15 protein-coding genes, 1 tRNA gene and 1 pseudogene are annotated in these 15742 nt (G+C 61.9%); 7 read left to right on the top strand and 10 right to left on the bottom strand.

The features are described from left to right. Window positions 1–59: 59 nt before the first annotated feature. A complete protein-coding gene (locus KK102_RS04815) occupies window positions 60–896 on the bottom strand; it encodes an alpha/beta fold hydrolase (RefSeq protein ID WP_216357077.1) in 837 nt (278 codons plus the stop codon). A gap of 297 nt (window positions 897–1193) precedes the next feature. On the opposite strand from KK102_RS04815, the gene KK102_RS04810 reads away from it, so the two are divergent. Then, window positions 1194–1281: transfer RNA gene (locus tag KK102_RS04810), tRNA-Ser, on the top strand. A 44-nt stretch (window positions 1282–1325) separates the two neighbouring features. Here the strand turns inward: KK102_RS04810 and KK102_RS04805 are convergent. Genes KK102_RS04805 through hpxO form a run of 3 tightly spaced genes read right to left on the bottom strand, consistent with a single transcriptional unit; the run spans window position 1326 to window position 4479 of the window. Beyond that, window positions 1326–2261, bottom strand: a complete 936-nt coding sequence (locus KK102_RS04805) for a PDR/VanB family oxidoreductase (protein ID WP_216357076.1) — start codon at window positions 2259–2261, stop codon at window positions 1326–1328. Window positions 2262–2272: 11 nt separating this feature from the next. After that, window positions 2273–3307, bottom strand: coding sequence for a molybdenum cofactor-independent xanthine hydroxylase subunit HpxD (hpxD, locus tag KK102_RS04800; RefSeq protein WP_216357075.1), 1035 nt, complete (start codon window positions 3305–3307; stop codon window positions 2273–2275). A 17-nt stretch (window positions 3308–3324) separates the two neighbouring features. After that, entirely contained in the window at window positions 3325–4479 is a 1155-nt protein-coding gene (gene hpxO, locus KK102_RS04795; RefSeq protein WP_216357074.1) for an FAD-dependent urate hydroxylase HpxO, read from the bottom strand. Window positions 4480–4718: 239 nt separating this feature from the next. Between hpxO and uraD the strand changes: the two genes are divergently transcribed. Together uraD and uraH are read left to right on the top strand one after the other, a co-directional pair. Beyond that, window positions 4719–5219, top strand: coding sequence for a 2-oxo-4-hydroxy-4-carboxy-5-ureidoimidazoline decarboxylase (gene uraD / locus KK102_RS04790; RefSeq protein WP_216357073.1), 501 nt, complete (start codon window positions 4719–4721; stop codon window positions 5217–5219). Beyond that, window positions 5216–5539, top strand: a complete 324-nt coding sequence (gene uraH / locus KK102_RS04785; RefSeq protein ID WP_216357072.1) for a hydroxyisourate hydrolase — start codon at window positions 5216–5218, stop codon at window positions 5537–5539. The genes uraD and uraH overlap by 4 nt, the downstream gene beginning before the upstream one ends. Here the strand turns inward: uraH and guaD are convergent. After that, window positions 5519–6838 (bottom strand): guanine deaminase, encoded by a 1320-nt coding sequence (gene guaD, locus KK102_RS04780; RefSeq protein ID WP_216357071.1) that lies wholly within the window; start codon window positions 6836–6838, stop codon window positions 5519–5521. The two genes, uraH and guaD, sit on opposite strands and share 21 nt — an antisense overlap. A gap of 98 nt (window positions 6839–6936) precedes the next feature. Then, window positions 6937–8433, bottom strand: coding sequence for an NCS1 family nucleobase:cation symporter-1 (locus tag KK102_RS04775; RefSeq protein ID WP_216357070.1), 1497 nt, complete (start codon window positions 8431–8433; stop codon window positions 6937–6939). 144 nt (window positions 8434–8577) lie between these two features. Between KK102_RS04775 and KK102_RS04770 the strand changes: the two genes are divergently transcribed. From KK102_RS04770 to puuE, 3 genes and pseudogenes are all read left to right on the top strand, one after another. Further along, the gene (locus KK102_RS04770; RefSeq protein WP_216357069.1) at window positions 8578–9294 is read left to right on the top strand and encodes a GntR family transcriptional regulator; all 717 of its coding nucleotides are present in this window, start codon (window positions 8578–8580) and stop codon (window positions 9292–9294) included. Next, a pseudogene (locus tag KK102_RS04765) lies at window positions 9294–10162 on the top strand (aspartate/glutamate racemase family protein); the annotation flags it as partial. The gene KK102_RS04770 and the pseudogene KK102_RS04765, both read left to right, overlap by 1 nt. Next, window positions 10050–10982, top strand: a complete 933-nt coding sequence (puuE, locus tag KK102_RS04760; protein WP_216357068.1) for an allantoinase PuuE — start codon at window positions 10050–10052, stop codon at window positions 10980–10982. The pseudogene KK102_RS04765 and the gene puuE, both read left to right, overlap by 113 nt. Window positions 10983–11051: 69 nt before the next feature. On the opposite strand, the gene hpxZ is transcribed toward puuE, so the two are convergent. The 4 genes from hpxZ to hpxW are packed head-to-tail and all read right to left on the bottom strand — an operon-like array spanning window position 11052 to window position 14611. Then, entirely contained in the window at window positions 11052–11438 is a 387-nt protein-coding gene (gene hpxZ / locus KK102_RS04755; protein WP_126543639.1) for an oxalurate catabolism protein HpxZ, read from the bottom strand. Beyond that, entirely contained in the window at window positions 11435–12832 is a 1398-nt protein-coding gene (locus KK102_RS04750; RefSeq protein ID WP_216357067.1) for an AtzE family amidohydrolase, read from the bottom strand. Before KK102_RS04750 ends, hpxZ begins: the two co-directional genes overlap by 4 nt. Beyond that, complete coding sequence (gene hpxX, locus KK102_RS04745; protein ID WP_216357066.1) at window positions 12829–13017, bottom strand: oxalurate catabolism protein HpxX; 189 nt, start codon at window positions 13015–13017, stop codon at window positions 12829–12831. The genes KK102_RS04750 and hpxX overlap by 4 nt, the downstream gene beginning before the upstream one ends. A 10-nt stretch (window positions 13018–13027) precedes the next feature. After that, window positions 13028–14611 (bottom strand): oxamate amidohydrolase, encoded by a 1584-nt coding sequence (hpxW, locus tag KK102_RS04740; protein ID WP_216357065.1) that lies wholly within the window; start codon window positions 14609–14611, stop codon window positions 13028–13030. A gap of 143 nt (window positions 14612–14754) precedes the next feature. Here hpxW and hpxU point away from each other — a divergent pair, with 143 nt between their 5' ends. Further along, a complete protein-coding gene (gene hpxU, locus KK102_RS04735) occupies window positions 14755–15594 on the top strand; it encodes a MurR/RpiR family transcriptional regulator HpxU (RefSeq protein ID WP_023311063.1) in 840 nt (279 codons plus the stop codon). The last annotated feature ends 148 nt before the right edge of the window (window positions 15595–15742 follow it).

Raw genomic sequence — 15742 nt, 5'->3', positions numbered from 1 at the left:
TGGATCGTGCGAAATGTAGGCCGGGTAAGCGCAGCGCTACCCGGCAAGAAAGGTGACGTCTAAGAGCGGATAAAGGCCAGAATGTCCGCGTTGATGGTATCCGCATGGGTGGTATGCATCCCGTGCGGGAAGCCCGGATAAACTTTCAGTACGCTGTTCGCCAGCAGCTTGTCCTGCAGTAGAGCAGCATTTTTATACGGCACGACCTGATCGTCGTCGCCCTGCAGCACCAGTACGGGAACCGTGATGGCTTTTAAATCCTCCGTCTGGTCGGTCTCTGAAAACGCCTTAATTCCCTCATAGTGCGCTTTTGCGCTTCCGATCATTCCCTGACGCCACCAGTTCTGAATGGTGCCCTGTGAAACCTCGGCCCCCTCCCGATTAAAACCGTAGAAAGGACCGCTGGCGACGTCGAGGTAAAACTGGGCGCGGTTAGCCGCCAGCGCCTTGCGGAAACCGTCGAAAACCTCGATGGGCGTCCCACCGGGGTTAGCGTCCGTTTTTACCATCAGAGGAGGGACGGCGCTGACGAGTACCGCTTTGGCGACGCGCCCCTGCGGTTGTCCGTATTTCGCAACATAGCGCGCGACCTGGCCGCCCCCGGTGGAGTGGCCGACGTGCACGGCGTTGCGCAGGTCCAGGCTTTCAACCACGGCCGACGCATCGGAGGCATAATGATCCATATCGTGGCCTTCACTCACCTGATCCGAACGCCCATGGCCACGACGGTCGATAGCGATAACGCGATAGCCTTCCGCAAGGAAGAAGAGCATCTGGTTATCCCAGTCATCGGCACTCAAAGGCCAGCCGTGGTGGAAAACAATGGGTTGCGCCTCTTTTGAACCCCAGTCTTTGTAGAATATGTTGACGCCGTCTTTCGTTGTTACGAATGCCATACCGCAAACTCCTCAGTTAAAGGCAACATGATCGCAGGCTGAAAGGCTCACACCCTCATCGCCCTAATCGATCCGGCTTTTTGACGTTCACCGTACCGGTAGAACCTTTAAAGTGTAGGAGAAATTCTGGAGGTAGAAGGTTTCATTACCGTTAAAGGCAGCCATACACCCGCTGGCTGCGGCGGAACGGGCCTTACGTTTTACACCTCGGTTGAATGAGTTTTGCGCAGGCATGGAGAAATAGAAAAATTCCTGCTTTACAAGGCGCTAATAGGTGTTTATAGTGCGCCTCACTTTGGAAGCGTGGCCGAGCGGTTGAAGGCACCGGTCTTGAAAACCGGCGACCCGAAAGGGTTCTAGAGTTCGAATCTCTACGCTTCCGCCAAATTCGAAAACCCTGCGATAGCAATATCGCAGGGTTTTTTCGTTTTACAGCGCAATCACCAGTTCCCCGGAATGGCTCCGCGAGCAGCACAGTGCAACCTGCTGGTCCGGCGCGCCTTTTTCCGCCTCCGACTGCACGCTATCCCGGTGATCCACCACGCCGTCAATCACCGGGGTCAGGCACGCGCCGCAAATCCCCATTTCACAAGACAGCGGTACCGCTACGCCGTTTTCCTGCAATACCTGGGCGATGGTTTTATCCGCAGGCACCGGCCAGCGTTCGCCGGTGGAGGCCAGTTTAACCGTAAAGATCTCGCCCGCGACGCCGCCTGTGACAGGGGATGCGGGTTGAAACGCCTCGCTGTGAAGATGGGCGTCATCCCATCCCTTCGCCGTGGCGACCTCACACACTTTTTCCATAAACCCTGCTGGACCGCAGATCCAGGCGTGAAGTCCCGCATCAGCCGCCGGAAGATGCTCACCCAGCGCTGTGCGCGGGCTGATGGTATGAATGATGCACTCACCGCACTGCGAGAGCTCGCGCGCAAACGCCGCGCTTTCGCGCTTCCTGACGTAATAGTGCAGCGTAAACGGCGTTCCGGCCGCCGTCAGCTGCAGGGCCATCGCATACAGCGGCGTAATGCCAATGCCCGCCGCCAGGAGCAAAACCCGCTCAGCCTGCTGAAGCGGAAACAGGTTGCGCGGGGCCGATATCATCAGCTTCTGCCCGGGACGCAGCGTCTCGTGAACGTAGCGCGACCCGCCGCGCGAGGCGGTTTCCCGGCCCACGCAGATAAGATAGCTCTCTTCCTTACAGGCCCCGGTCAGGGAATACTGGCGCACCACGCCGCAGGGCAGGTGGACATCAATGTGCGCGCCGGGCTGCCACGGCGGCAGCGCTTCACCGTCTTCAGCCACCAGCCTGACGGCGAGGCTTTTGTCGCCCTCGCGCCACAGCCCGTCAACAATCACGCTCAGCATAGCGGCCTCCGTCATACCAGGAAAAATTCGCCAAAGCCCATCTTCTTCAGTCCCCGACGGTAGGCAATTGAGCTTTTATCGGCGGGAATATGGGCTTCCAGGGTCAGATCCAGCGGCAGGCTTTCCGGGCGCTGGGTTTCCACCATCAGACGATCTTCCTCGAAGATGCGCAGGTTAAAGGCATGCACGTCTTCCACCGGAATATGCAGGTCAAAATTGCGGGCGATAGGGGCGAACATGCGGGTCACGCGCGACGACACGGGCGACGCGGCGTTCATAATGACCAGTCTCGACTCTCCCGGAAAATGAATCGTCAGGGTGGCGGTGAACGGCAGATGCATTTCAAAATGGCGCAGCCACTGGAAGCCTTCTGGCGCCTGCACGGGTGAACCGGCGGGATAGTTGCTCACGGCGCTCCAGTAATCCGCCACGAAGCCGAACGGCGTCTCCCGGGGCTGATAGTCGGGCACAAGCTGATTATTGGGATCGGCAAAAGTATCGGTGTGGATCCACGCAAAGTGCGCCACGTCCAGAAACCCCTCCACCTGTCGCCCGGCGAAGCCATTCACCTCAAACGCCGGGCAGTTGATCTGCTGAAAGCCTGCGTCATCCCAGTGCGGCATGGTGGGCAGCGGCGCAGGTTTGTCCGGGTCAAAGGCCAGGCAGGTCCAGATCAGGCCGAAGCGCTCCTCCACGGCGTAGTTAATCAGGTTCAGCTTCGCCGGAACGGGCTGGTCGGGGCTGGAGGGAATGCGGTTGCAGCGCCCGTCCTCTCCAAAGCGTAAGCCATGATAGGGGCAGATAATCCCGTGCTCGTCGTGAAAGCCGAGCGTCAGCGGCACGCCGCGGTGCGGGCAGACGTCCCGGGCGACCACGACCTGGTCGTTAATGCGGTAAATCACCAGCTGTTCATCCAGCAGGGTCGCCTTGACCGGCGCCGGGCCGACGTCGCAGGCGCGCGCGACCGGATGCCAGCATTTCGCCAGGCGCAGCCAGTCCTCTGGCTCAAAGGTACAGTGGGCGGGTGGCGTCGGTTCTCTTTTCATCGTTATCCCTCTTACGTTCAGCCTAACGGGCCGCCCTGAATGGTCTCGCACAGACCGTTGATGATGCGCTCGCCAGTCTCCTCTTTGAGCTCCTGATACCAGGCCTGCGTCAACGCCATGTCTTTCCCGTGGGTGACGTCGCAGCGCTTGCGCGCCTTCAGCACCAGGTCGCGCACCCGGTCGCAGCGCAGCGCTTCGTACTGCCGCAGCGCCAGCGTAATGCTGTGGTTTTCACGCAGGCATTCCCCCAGCACGACGGCGTCTTCCATCGCCGCACAGCCGCCCTGGCCAATATCCGGCGTGGTGCTGTGCGCGGCATCGCCGAGCAGCGCGACGTTGCCGCGCACCAGGCTGTCGAACGGCTCAATATCGTGGATTTCAATGCGGTTGGTCGTTTCAGGATCCAGCGCCGCGATAAGCGTCTGCACAGGCGGCGCCCAGCCGCGGAAATAGCCCGTGAGATCGGCGCGCAGGGTGGTGCGATCCTCCGCCAGGCCCGCGGGCAGCGGCACGTCAAAAAAGAAGTAAAACCGTCCGCCGGAGACGGGCATCAGCGACACGCGTTTGCCTTCGCCAACGAAGGTGGTCCACTGGTGCGCCGGGGCAATCTCTTCATCAATCTTCACCAGCCCGTTCCAGTTCACGTACCCGGCGTAGCGGCGCTCCGGGGTGTATCCCAGCACGTACGGACGAACCGCCGAGTGGCTGCCGTCGGCGGCAATCAGAAAATCGCCTGTTGCCGTGGTGCCGTCGGTGAAGGTCACGCTCACGCCCGAGTCGTCTTCATGAACGTGTTCCACACGCTTGCCGAACTGCACCCTGTCGCGCCCCCAGAAGTCCAGCATTTCGCGCTGAAGCTCAGCGCGCGAGACGGGGCAGGGGCGCCCGCCGGTACGCTCAACCAGCGGAGCAAGGCTAAAGCGGGTCAGGGTTTCGCCGCGCCGGTAATCCTTATAGGCCATAAAACGCATCGGGCCGCCGTAGGTCTCGATGATGTCGCCCATGCCGAGGTGCTGCATGCATTTCACGCCGTTAGGCCAGATGGAGATGGCCGCCCCGACGGGCCTGATCTCTTTTACGGCTTCAAACACGGCACAGTCGATGCCCGCTTTCTTCAGCGCGACGGCGGCGCTCAGGCCGCCAATTCCCGCACCAATAACGATTGCTTTCATGCTTCTCTCCTTTTGCAGGGTGTAAAAACATTCAGCAATTTGCGTACCAGGCTGCATAGTGGCGAAAACGGCGTTGTGAGCGGTGAGTTTGCACTGCTAAGGTGCGCAAACGCGGTGAAGGTGCCTTTTTATGAATCAATAATTTCCTGTTGAGCTATACGGAATCGACTGTTTCACACCTGCGCTCAGAATGGCGTGGTTTGTGCAAGAGCCCGGAGGATGACAATAAAGGAGACGCTATGATCGCACTGCACGAGTTCAATCATCTTCCCCACGAAAAGGCGTTAGCGCTGATTCACCCCTGCGTGGCGCTTCCCGACTGGGCTGAGGCACTTGTTCGCGGGCGGCCTTACTCAAGCCGGAGTGAAGTGTTCAGCACGGCGAAAGCGCTGACGCAAAACTGGGGCGACGCGGCGCTGGCGCAGGCCCTGAGCGCCCACCCGCGCATCGGGGAAAAGCCGGCGGGCTCACAGGCAGAGGCGGCGCTGTCGCGTCAGGAGCAGGGCGCGGTAAATGAAGGCGATGCTGCACTTGCGCGGGCGCTGCGCGAGGGCAACGCCCGCTACGAGGCCCGCTTCGGGCGCGTCTTTCTGATCCGCGCGAAGGGACGCAGCGGCGAAGACATTTTACAGGCGCTGCACGCGCGTCTGGAAAACAGCGACGCGCAGGAAGTACGGGACGCGCTGGAACAGCTACGGGAAATTACGTTACTACGTCTGGAAGGAGTCATTAGCGAATGAGCACACTCAGCACCCATATTCTGGATATTTCGACGGGCAAACCCGCAGAGGGCGTGACGGTTCATCTCGAACGGGAGGGCGAAATCATGGCTACGGGCGTGACCAACGTAAAGGGTCGCATCACCGAATTTGTCCCTTTCCTGCCAAAAGGTCGCTATCGGCTGGTGGCGGAGATCGGCGCGTGGTTTAGTGAAACCGGTCGCGACACGCTCTACCCCTGCGCGCAAATTGATTTTGTGACGGGAGAAACGGCAGGCGAGCACTTCCACCTGCCGTTTGTGATTGCGCCCGGCGGGTGGTCAACCTACCGGGGCAGCTGACCACACCCGCTCGCCGTTAACCCAGGTCTCGCTGATGTTGCGCTCGTCGCCCAGGGTCATCAGCACGAAAAGCTGCTCGTAGATATCCTGACAGCGGCGATTGCGCAGGCGCTGCAGCGGCGTCACGTCAGGATCGATAACCACGAAATCCGCCTCTTTGCCGGGCGCGAAGTTGCCAATCTTATCGTCCAGCCGGAGGGCGTGCGCGCCGCCCAGCGTGGCGTGATAAAAGGCCTCGCTGGCGCGCAGGCGGTAGCTCTGAAGCTGGCCCACCTTGTAGGCTTCCCCCAGGGTGTGCAGCATGCTGAAGGTGGTACCTGCGCCGACGTCGGTGCCGATGCCCATCCGCACCCTGTGCTGCCAGCAGGCGGGCAGGCGAAACAGCCCGCTGCCGAGAAACAGGTTAGAGGTGGGGCAAAACGCCACCGCCGAACCGGTGTCATGCAGGCACTGCCACTCGCTGTGGTGAAGATGAATCGCGTGGGCAAACACGCTGCGCTCGCCGGTCAGGCCGTAGTGGTGATACACGTCCAGATAGCGCTCGTGCTCCGGCCAGAGGTCGCTCACCCAGGCTACTTCGTTGGGGTTTTCGCTGAGATGGGTCTGCAGCCAGGTATCCGGGAACTCCTCTCTCAGCAGGCTGACCGCGGCAAGCAGCTCGGGTGATGAGGTCGGGGCAAAGCGCGGCGTAATGGCGTAGCCCAGGCGTCCCCGGTGATGCCAGCGCTGGATCAGCGCCCGCGTCTGCCGGTAGCTCTGCTTCGCGTCTTCGCTCAGGTAGTCCGGCGCGTGTCTGTCCATCATCACCTTTCCGGCGATAAGGCGCATGTCGAGGCGCAGGGCTTCGGTAAACAGCGCCTCGACCGATTCCGGATGCAGCGTGCAAAACACCATCGCGGTGGTAGTGCCGTTGCTCACCAGCTGCTGTATGAAAAATTCGGCGATCTCTTTCGCGTAGGCCTCATCGGCAAACTGGCTCTCCACCGGGAAAGTGTAGGTGGTCAGCCACTCCAGCAGCTGTTCGCCAAAGGCGCCGATCATCTCCGTTTGCGGGTAATGGACGTGGGTGTCGACAAAACCGGGCAGCAGCAGCCTGCCGCGCAGGTCGGTGTAGCCCTTGCGGGGGTCAAGATACTGCTCGCCCTCCTGCCACGGCATCTGCGCCAGGATTTTCCCGCTCTGGATAAACAGCAGGCCGTCCTCAAGGTAGCGCGCGTGTTGGGCAATCGCGTCTGCGCTGTCGCAGACCCGGGCAATATCGAAAAATGCACCGCGTATCGCAGTCTGGTACTCCATCATGGTTCCTGCCTTAGTGTTTGCGTAGCGGGGTGATAAGGCGCAGCAAGAACGGTGCCAGAACGAAAGGGCCGCAGATAATCTGCGGCCGGAGGGAGGGGTTACTCTTTTTGCGTCACCACGCGGGAACCGAACGACGTCGCGCCTGCCGTCTCGCGCTCTTCACGCGCCAGCCAGCGGTAGGTGACGCCGCCGAGGAAGACGCCGATGAACCAGCTGAAGTTCGCCACCTCATGCAGGGCCGGGATAAAGCTAATTACCAGACCGACGGCAACGGACGGGATCAGCGCGCCAATGGCTTTCGGGTTAAAGCCGTTGTGGTACCAGTATTTGCCCTTTGGCGTGTCGTCGAACAGATCGTCGACCGACACCTTGCCGCGCTTAATCAGGTAGAAGTCGGCAATCAGAATGCCGAACAGCGGGCCGATAAACGCCCCGAGCACGTCCAGGGTGTAGTGGATAAGCTCCGGCGAGTTGAACAGGTTCCACGGGGTGAGCAGGATCGAGCCGACGGCGGCAATCATGCCCCCGGTGCGGAAGCTGATTTTCTGCGGCGAGCAGTTAGAGAAGTCAAATGCCGGCGAGACGAAGTTCGCGACGATGTTGATCCCGATGGTGGCGGTGATCATCGTCAGCAGGCCAAGCGCTACGGCCAGATCGTTGCCCACGCGGCTGACGGTCTCGATCGGATCGGTGATCATGCGGCCAAACAGCGACTGGGTGCCGGAGACAATCACCACGGTGACGATGGAGAACAGCAGGAAGTTAAACGGCAGCCCCCAGCGGTTGCCGCGGCGGATCTCCCCCATGCTTTTGCCGTAGCGGGAGAAATCGCCAAAGTTGAGCAGCGGGCCGGAGAAGTAGGAGACCACCAGCGCCGTGGCGGTGATCATCTGCCAGGTCTGCTCGCCCGCGCTCAGGGATTTGCTGGCGAGGGTAAAGGAGATCCCGTCGAAACCGGTCTTGTATACAATCCAGCCGGCGAGGGCCAGCATCACCACGTAGACCGCCGGACCGGCGATATCAATAAAGCGCTTGATGGCGCTCATGCCGTGCCAGAAGACCATCGCCTGCAGGACCCACATGATGGCAAAGCAGATCCAGCCCAGATGCGACAGGCCCAGGAACGCGCCGGTAGTAAGTGAAGAGAGCGACGGCCAGAACTTCAGCGCCACCAGCATCAGGGCGTTGGCGGCCAGATAGGTCTGAATCCCGTACCACGCAAAGGCGATAAGCCCGCGGATCACCGCCGGAATATTGGCCCCGAAGACGCCAAACGCCTGACGGCTGATCACCGCATAGGGCACGCCCGCCATCTGGCTCGGTTTGGCCACCAGGTTGGCGCACAATTGCACGATGCAAATCCCCACCAGCAGGCAAAGCAGAACCTGCCAGCTTGCCAGCCCGAGCGTAAAGAAGCTCGCGGCGACAACATAGCCCCCCATGCTGTGGACGTCCGACATCCAGAACGAAAAGATGTTGTACCAGCTCCAGTTCTGGTCACGCGTCGGTGCCAGATCCTCATTGCAAAGACGTGGGCTGTAAACCGCACCGGAATCAGCGGCCGTACCCTGCTGCGCGTTTTGACTGTTTGGCATGAAACCTGCTCCTGTGAATGAAAACCCGTTGAGTGGGAGTGCAAACGGTGTTGCAGGATCCAGGCCAAAATAATAAATCTTGTATGCAATATTTTATTTTTATGTATACGATTCGATAACGGAAAGTAAAATTCGGAGTGGTAAATGAACAACATAAACGCCCTGCAGACCGCGCCAGACCTGCATGAAAAAGACGAATCGATCTTTCAGGCGCTGATGACCGCGATTGTCGAACACCAGCTGCTGCCGGGGAGCAAACTGCCGGAAGAGGCGCTGGCCGAGGTCTTTGGCGTAAGCCGAACGGGCATCCGCAAGGTGCTTCAGCGACTCGCGGCTGTGCAAATGGTCACCCTGACGCCCAAGCGTGGTGCACACGTCGCCAGCCCGACGGTGGAAGAGGCGCGGCATATCTTCCGCACCCGCGCCCTGCTGGAGGTCGCCAACCTGCCGGACGTGCTGTCGCACTGCCAGCCGCCGCACCTTGCCGCGCTGGAAGCCATTATTCGCCAGGAGCAGCAGGCGCACGAGGCCTACGACGGCCCGGCGGCGATCCGCCACTCCGCCAATTTCCACATTCAGCTGCAGGCCATCTCCGGCAACCAGGTGCTTACTGAGATGGTGACCGGCCTGAGCCAGCGCTCGTCGCTGGTGATCGCCACCTGGGGCGCGCCGTGGCGTCAGGGCTGCCGCTGCAACGATCACGAACAGCTGGTGGATCTGCTGCGCCAGAAGGCGCTTGAGCCATTAAGCGATGCCCTAATGCACCATTTTGAACATATTGTCGCCAGCCTCTGCTTCGAGCGGGCGGGCGAGTGCCTGCCTGATTTTGCCCGGCTGTTTGCCGGCCACAAGGAGTCGTAATGTCTGTCTGTATACAAGTGATCAACCCCAACACCAGCCTCGCGATGACGGAAACCATCGGCGCGGCGGCCCGCGCGGCGGCGGCGCCGGGGACGGAGATCCTCGCGGTCTGCCCGAGCGCGGGCGTGCCGTCGATAGAAGGCCACTTTGATGAGGCCATCGCCGCCGTTGGTGTTCTGGAGCAAATTAAAAAAGGCAGGGAGCAGGGCGTGGACGGTCACGTGATCGCCTGCTTTGGCGATCCCGGACTGCTGGCGGCGCGCGAGCTGGCGCAGGGGCCGGTGGTAGGAATTGCGGAAGCCGCCATGCATATGGCGACGCTGGTGGCGACGCGCTTTTCGGTGGTCACCACGCTGCCGCGCACGCTGATCATTGCCCGTCATCTGCTGCACCAGTATGGCTTTCAGGGCCATTGTGCGGCGCTGCATGCCATTGACCTTCCGGTACTGGCGCTGGAAGACGGCAGCGGTCTGGCGCAGGAGAAAGTGCGCGCGCGCTGTATACAGGCGCTGAAAGAGGACGGCTGCGGCGCCATCGTGCTCGGCTGCGGCGGCATGGCGACCCTGGCGCAGGAGCTGACCCGCGAGCTGCGCGTGCCGGTGATCGACGGCGTCAGCGCGGCGGTGAAGATGGTGGAATCGCTGGTGGCGCTGGGGCTGTCGACCAGCAAGCACGGGGATCTGGCGTTCCCGGAGAACAAAGCGTTAAGCGGGCATTTTCAGGCACTGAATCCATTTTAATTTTTGGGGGTGGCAATGGGGCTTTTCGAACAGGATTATCCGCGGGATCTGCGCGGCTACACGGGCAACCCGCCGCACGCGCGGTGGCCGAACCAGGCGCGCATCGCCGTGCAGTTTGTGCTCAATTACGAAGAAGGGGCGGAAAACCACGTTCTGCACGGCGATGCCGGTTCCGAGCAGTTCCTGTCGGACATCATCGGCGCGGCCAGCTACCCGGACAAACACATGTCGATGGACTCCCTCTACGAATACGGCAGCCGCGCCGGGTTCTGGCGGATCCATAATGAATTTCAAAAGCGCGGCCTGCCGCTGACGGTCTTCGGCGTGGCGATGGCGCTGGCGCGTCACCCGGAGATCGTCGAGGCAATCAAGGCCGCGGATTACGACGTGGTCAGCCACGGCTGGCGCTGGGTCCACTATCAGAATATGGATATCAACCAGGAGCGCGAACACCTGCACAAGGCGGTGCAGGTGCTGACCGACCTGTTCGGCAAGCCGCCGACGGGCTGGTACACCGGGCGCGACAGTCCCAACACCCGCCAGCTGGTGGTAGAGCACGGCGGTTTTGACTACGACAGCGACTACTATGGCGATGATTTGCCCTTCTGGACGGAGGTGGCCTGCAGTGACGGCTCCCGTAAACCGCACCTGATTGTGCCGTATACGCTGGATGCGAACGACATGCGCTTCGCGACCGCGCAGGGGTTTAACACCGCCGAGCAGTTTTATACGTATCTGAAGGACAGTTTTGACGTGTTGTACGAAGAGGGGGAAAGCGCGCCGAAGATGATGTCCATCGGCATGCACTGCCGCCTGCTGGGGCGACCGGGGCGTTTTCGCGCGCTGCAGCGGTTCCTGGATTATGTGCAGCAGCACGAGCGGGTGTGGGTCTGTACCCGCCAGCAGATTGCCGACCACTGGCGGGAGGTGCATCCGTTTCAGAAGTAAGTGTGCCGTGTGTTGCCGGGTGGCGGCTGCGCCTTACCCGGCCTACAGGACGTCGCATGCCCGTTGGCGTTACACCATCAAACTCACCTGCGCCGCCACAATGCGCCATCCACAGGCAAACCGTACCCACGTCTGCTGCTGGCGGCCAATGCGTTCCGTGCTCTCGCGGGTAAACTCGGTGCTGCACACGGCATAATCCTCCCCAAAGGTGGTAATCACGGTGTGGCGCAGCGTCCGCTGCAGCCCGGCGGCGGGGCGCGCCGCGCGAAAGGCGCGGATTTCATCGATACCGTACAGGTTTTCACCCGCCCCCAGCCGCACCGTGTTTTTGTCGTGCCAGAACAGCTCGTCCAGCACCGCAACGTTGTTGCTCACCAGCGCGTCTTCATAGCGGTAAAACGCGGCGGTCACCTCGGCAACCACCCACGGCAGGTTAATGTCATCGTGATTCATCATGCTGCTATCTCCGCCGGACGGGCATCGGTGATGCCGCTCTCCTCCAGAACCCGCGCGACGCGCAGGCAGGCCTGCTCGTTAAACGGCGCGGCAATCAGCTGCAGGCCAATCGGCGCACCCTGGGCGGTGCGCAGCGGAACGGTGGTCACGGGCAGGCCCAAAAAGGATATCGGCTGGGTCAGCATCCCCATGCTGGCGCGAATGGGGAGCGGCTGGCCGTTAATCTCCATGGTCTGCTCGCCCGCGAGCGTCGCACTGCGCGGCGTTGCCGGCGCGATCAGCACGTCGGCCTGCGCGAAGAGGGTTTTAAACGCCTGCCGGGCGTGTGCGCGAAACCGCTGGGCCTGTATATACCAGGCGGAGGGGATCATCGCCCCGGCCAGCAGCCGTTCGCGGGAATGCGGCTCAAAACGCTCGGGCTCGCGGCGAAGCGCAGGCAGGTACTGGTTTCCCCCTTCGGAGGCGCTGATGATAAACGCTGCCGAGCGCGCCAGCTCGGCGTCCGGAAACTGCAGCTCATCCTGCACGTCGAGCGCCTTCGCCACCCGCGCCACGGCGTCTCTGGCGTCCGTGTCGCACCAGGTGGTGAAGTAGCCGCCGAGCACCGCGCAGCGCAGGCCGTCAAGCCCGCGATCGAGCAGGGGGGGCGTCTGCTCGCGGGAGCTCTCTGCCTGAAAACCGTCGCTGCTGTCCCGCCCCTGCAGCGCGTCATACACGGACGCCAGGTCGCACACGCGGCGGGCAAAGGGACCGATATGATCCAGGCTCGCGACAAACGGATGGCTGCCGGATCGCGACAGGCGGCCAAAGGTGGGCTTCAGGCCATAGATGCCGCACAGGGAGGCCGGAACGCGAATCGAGCCGTTGGTGTCGGTGCCGAGCGAAAAGTGCACCAGCCCGGCGGCCACGGCGGCGGCTGAACCACCGGACGACCCGCCCGCAATGCGCGCCAGATCGTGCGGGTTACGCGTCGTGCCGTAGTGGCTGTTTTCGGTAGTGAAGCCGTAGGCGTAGGCGTCCATATTGACCATCCCGGTCAGCAGCCCGCCCGCGCTGCGCAGCTGGCGCACCGCGAAGCCGTCAGCGGCCGCGGCGGGGCGCTGGCTGAACAGTTCGGCCCCGGCGAGAGTGGTGTGACCGGCAACGTCGAACAGGTTTTTCACCGCATAAGGCACGCCCGCCAGCGGCGGCAGGGGACGCTTTTCCCGTCGCAGGGTATCAATATTGTCGGCCTCGGCGAGCATGCGTTCTTCGGTCACGGCGGTCCAGGCATTGATCTGTGGGTTCACGCGCGCAATCGCCTCCAGCGTCTGGCGGGCAATCTCGCGAGCGCTCAGCTCGCCGGCGTTAAGCGCATGCTGGATCGCGCCGATACTCATCTCGTGTAGCCTCATGCTTTATACACTCCTGCAATCTCCAGGCGGTCATCGAGCGGCAGCGCCATCAGCGGGGCGGCCATGCTGGCAATGCGGCTGAACTGCAGCTGCAGCTCGGCGCGGCGGGCGTCGTCCAGCTCAACGCCGAGCACGGACTCCATTTGCGCCAGATAGGCCTGCCAGTCGGGTTGGTGTGTCGTCATTTTTTTCTCCTCAGAATCCGGCGGCCGCGCCGTTGCTGCGCGGGTCAAATGCCCCTTCGAAAAGCCCGTTGGGGTGGCGAACGATGGCACCCGCGTGGCCCATGGCTTCACTAAAGTCAGGGAAAAGCTCCACCTCGTGACCGAGTGCCTGCAGGCGCGTGACCGTCTCGGGTGAAAAACGCCCTTCAAGCTTTAAGGTGTCCGAGGTTTGTCCCCAGGTACGTCCCAGCAGCCAGCGCGGGCGGGTGATGCTCTCCTGCAGGGGGACGCCCTGAACAACGTAGCGGGTAAAGAGCGCGGCCTGGGTTTGCGGCTGCCCGTCGCCGCCCATCGATCCGTAGACCATCACGCGACCGTCCTTCAAACGCGCCGCCGCCGGGTTCAGGGTGTGGAACGGCTGTTTGCCCGGCGCGAGGGCCAGAAGATGAGCCGGATCGAGGCTGAACGATGCGCCCCGGTTCTGCCAGACGATGCCGGTATCGGGCAGCACCACGCCGCTGCCGAACTCGTGATAGATACTTTGGATAAACGACACGGCGAGCCCGCTTTTATCCATTACCCCCATCCACACCGTATCGCCGGGGCCTTTTCCGGTGCCCCACGGCGCGGCGCGGCGGTCGTCAACCCTGTTGGCAAGCGCCTGCAGAGCGGCGGGATCCAGCAGTCTCTGAACATCGGTTTTCAGCTCGCGCGGGTCGGTGATGTGGGCATCGCGCAGGCCAAAGGCCAGCTTGGTGGCTTCAACGATGCGGTGAATGGTGTCGGCATCGTCGGCTTCCGCCATGTTCAGGCGGTCGGTAATGCCGAGTATCGCCAGCGAGACCAGCCCCTGCGTCGGCGGGGCGTGGTTAAAGATCTCCCCCTGCTGATGCTGCAGCTTCAGCGGCGCGGTGCGTCGGGCGGCGTGCGCGTTGAGATCGGCCAGCGTCACGGGGAGATCCAGCGTCTCCATGCCGTGCGCCAGGACTTCCGCCAGCGGGCCGCGATAAAAGCTGTCCAGACCGTCTTCCGCCAGGCGCGTCAGGGTCGTGGCCATGGCGGGCTGGTAAAAGCGGCTCCCGACCTGCGGCGGCTTGCCGTCCACCAGCCAGGTTTCCGCGAAGCCGGGAACGTCCTTCAGCTCGTCGAATTTACTGGCCGTGGCATGGGCCTGAGAGGCCGTGACCGGGGTGCCGTTCTGCGCATAGTCAATGGCGTCGGCCAGCAGGCGAGCCAGCGGCAGCGCCTTGCCGGTCATCTCGCGCGAAACCTTCAGCGCCTCGTCCCAGCCGCTCACCGTACCGGCGACGGTCAGCGCCGCACGGGGCCCGCGATGGGGGATATGCGCCAGCCCGTCGTAGGCGGCGAGCGTTGCCAGCGTTCCCGCCGCGCCGCTGGCATCAATGGCGACAGGTTCGCCTTCCGGCGGCACGATGAGCCAGAAGCCATCGCCGCCCAGCCCGTTCATGTGCGGATAAACCACGGCAATGGTGGCCGCCGCGGCGACCATTGCCTCTATCGCGCTGCCGCCTTCGCGCAGCACCGCCAGCGCGCTCTGGCTGGCGAGATGGTGGGGCGCAACGGCCATGCCGTGCGTGGAGACATTACTTTGCATGAAGCGTCCTCGTAACCCTGAAAGTCACAAGGTGCTGCAAAAGCTGTTCCAGTTCTGAAAGAAAAGTTTCAGTAAACTGGCACGTATAATGAATACGCAGAATAAAAGGTACAATGTAATGAAACAAAAGTTACAGAGGCGCTATGGAACAGTTAGATGAACGTCTGAAAGCACAGTACCCGTCGCTGTCGCCGCAGGAGCAGCGGGTGGCGGATTTTATTTTCGATCATTTTGACGATCTCATTAGCTACAACAGCGCCGAGCTGGCGCAGCTGAGCGGGGTGTCGAAAGCCACGGTCAGCCGTCTGTTTAAGCGGCTGGGCTATGAGAAATATAAGGATATGCGCGACGAGCTGCGCACCCTGCGCCAGAGCGGGATGCCGCTCACCGATAACCGCGACGCGGTGCAGGGCAATACGCTGCTGGCGCGCCACTATAAGCAGGAGATGGCGAACCTGACCCAGTGGGTCAATGCCCTCGACGCGCAGCAGTTTGCCGACGCGATGGCCTGCATGGTTAAGGCGCGGCGCATTGTGATTATCGGCATGCGTAACGCCTATCCGGCGGCGCTGCACCTGCGCCAGCAGCTTCTGCAGGCGCGCGGTCAGGTGCTGGTCCTGCCGCAGCCGGGGCAGAGCCTGGGCGAGGAGCTGGTGGACTTAACGCCGGACGATCTGGTGGTGATGATGGCCTTCCGCCGCCGCCCGCGCATTATCCGCCCGCTGATGCAGCAGCTTCAGAGTAGCGGTATTCCGGTGCTGCTGATGTGTGAGCCGCAGGCGCACAGCCTGTTCCCGCTGGCGAGCTGGCAGCTCTGCGCCCCGCTGGACAGCGTCTCGGCCTATGACAGCTACTCCTCGGTCAACAGCCTGATCAACCTGCTGGCGAACGCCTTCCTGCATGAAATTCTCGATAAAGGCCGTCCGCGCATTCACGAAATTGCCTCCCTCTACCAGCAGCTGGACGAACTCGAACAGCGATAATGGGGCATCAGGCTGGTGCTTTGCATTAAAATGGTGCAGCTTTCGGGTCGGGAAAACGCACGTTTTTTCGACCCGTCCTTGTTTTATCAGGCTTTACAACAATATTCCCCGCTTCGCCTTATCTGGCACATTAGTTGCAAAATCACAC

Origin of the sequence: Enterobacter quasimori (assembly GCF_018597345.1) — a bacterium.
Taxonomy (GTDB): Bacteria; Pseudomonadota; Gammaproteobacteria; order Enterobacterales; family Enterobacteriaceae; genus Enterobacter; species Enterobacter mori.
Note: the sequence above shows the minus strand (reverse complement) of the source record. Positions and strands in the feature narration are given on the sequence as shown.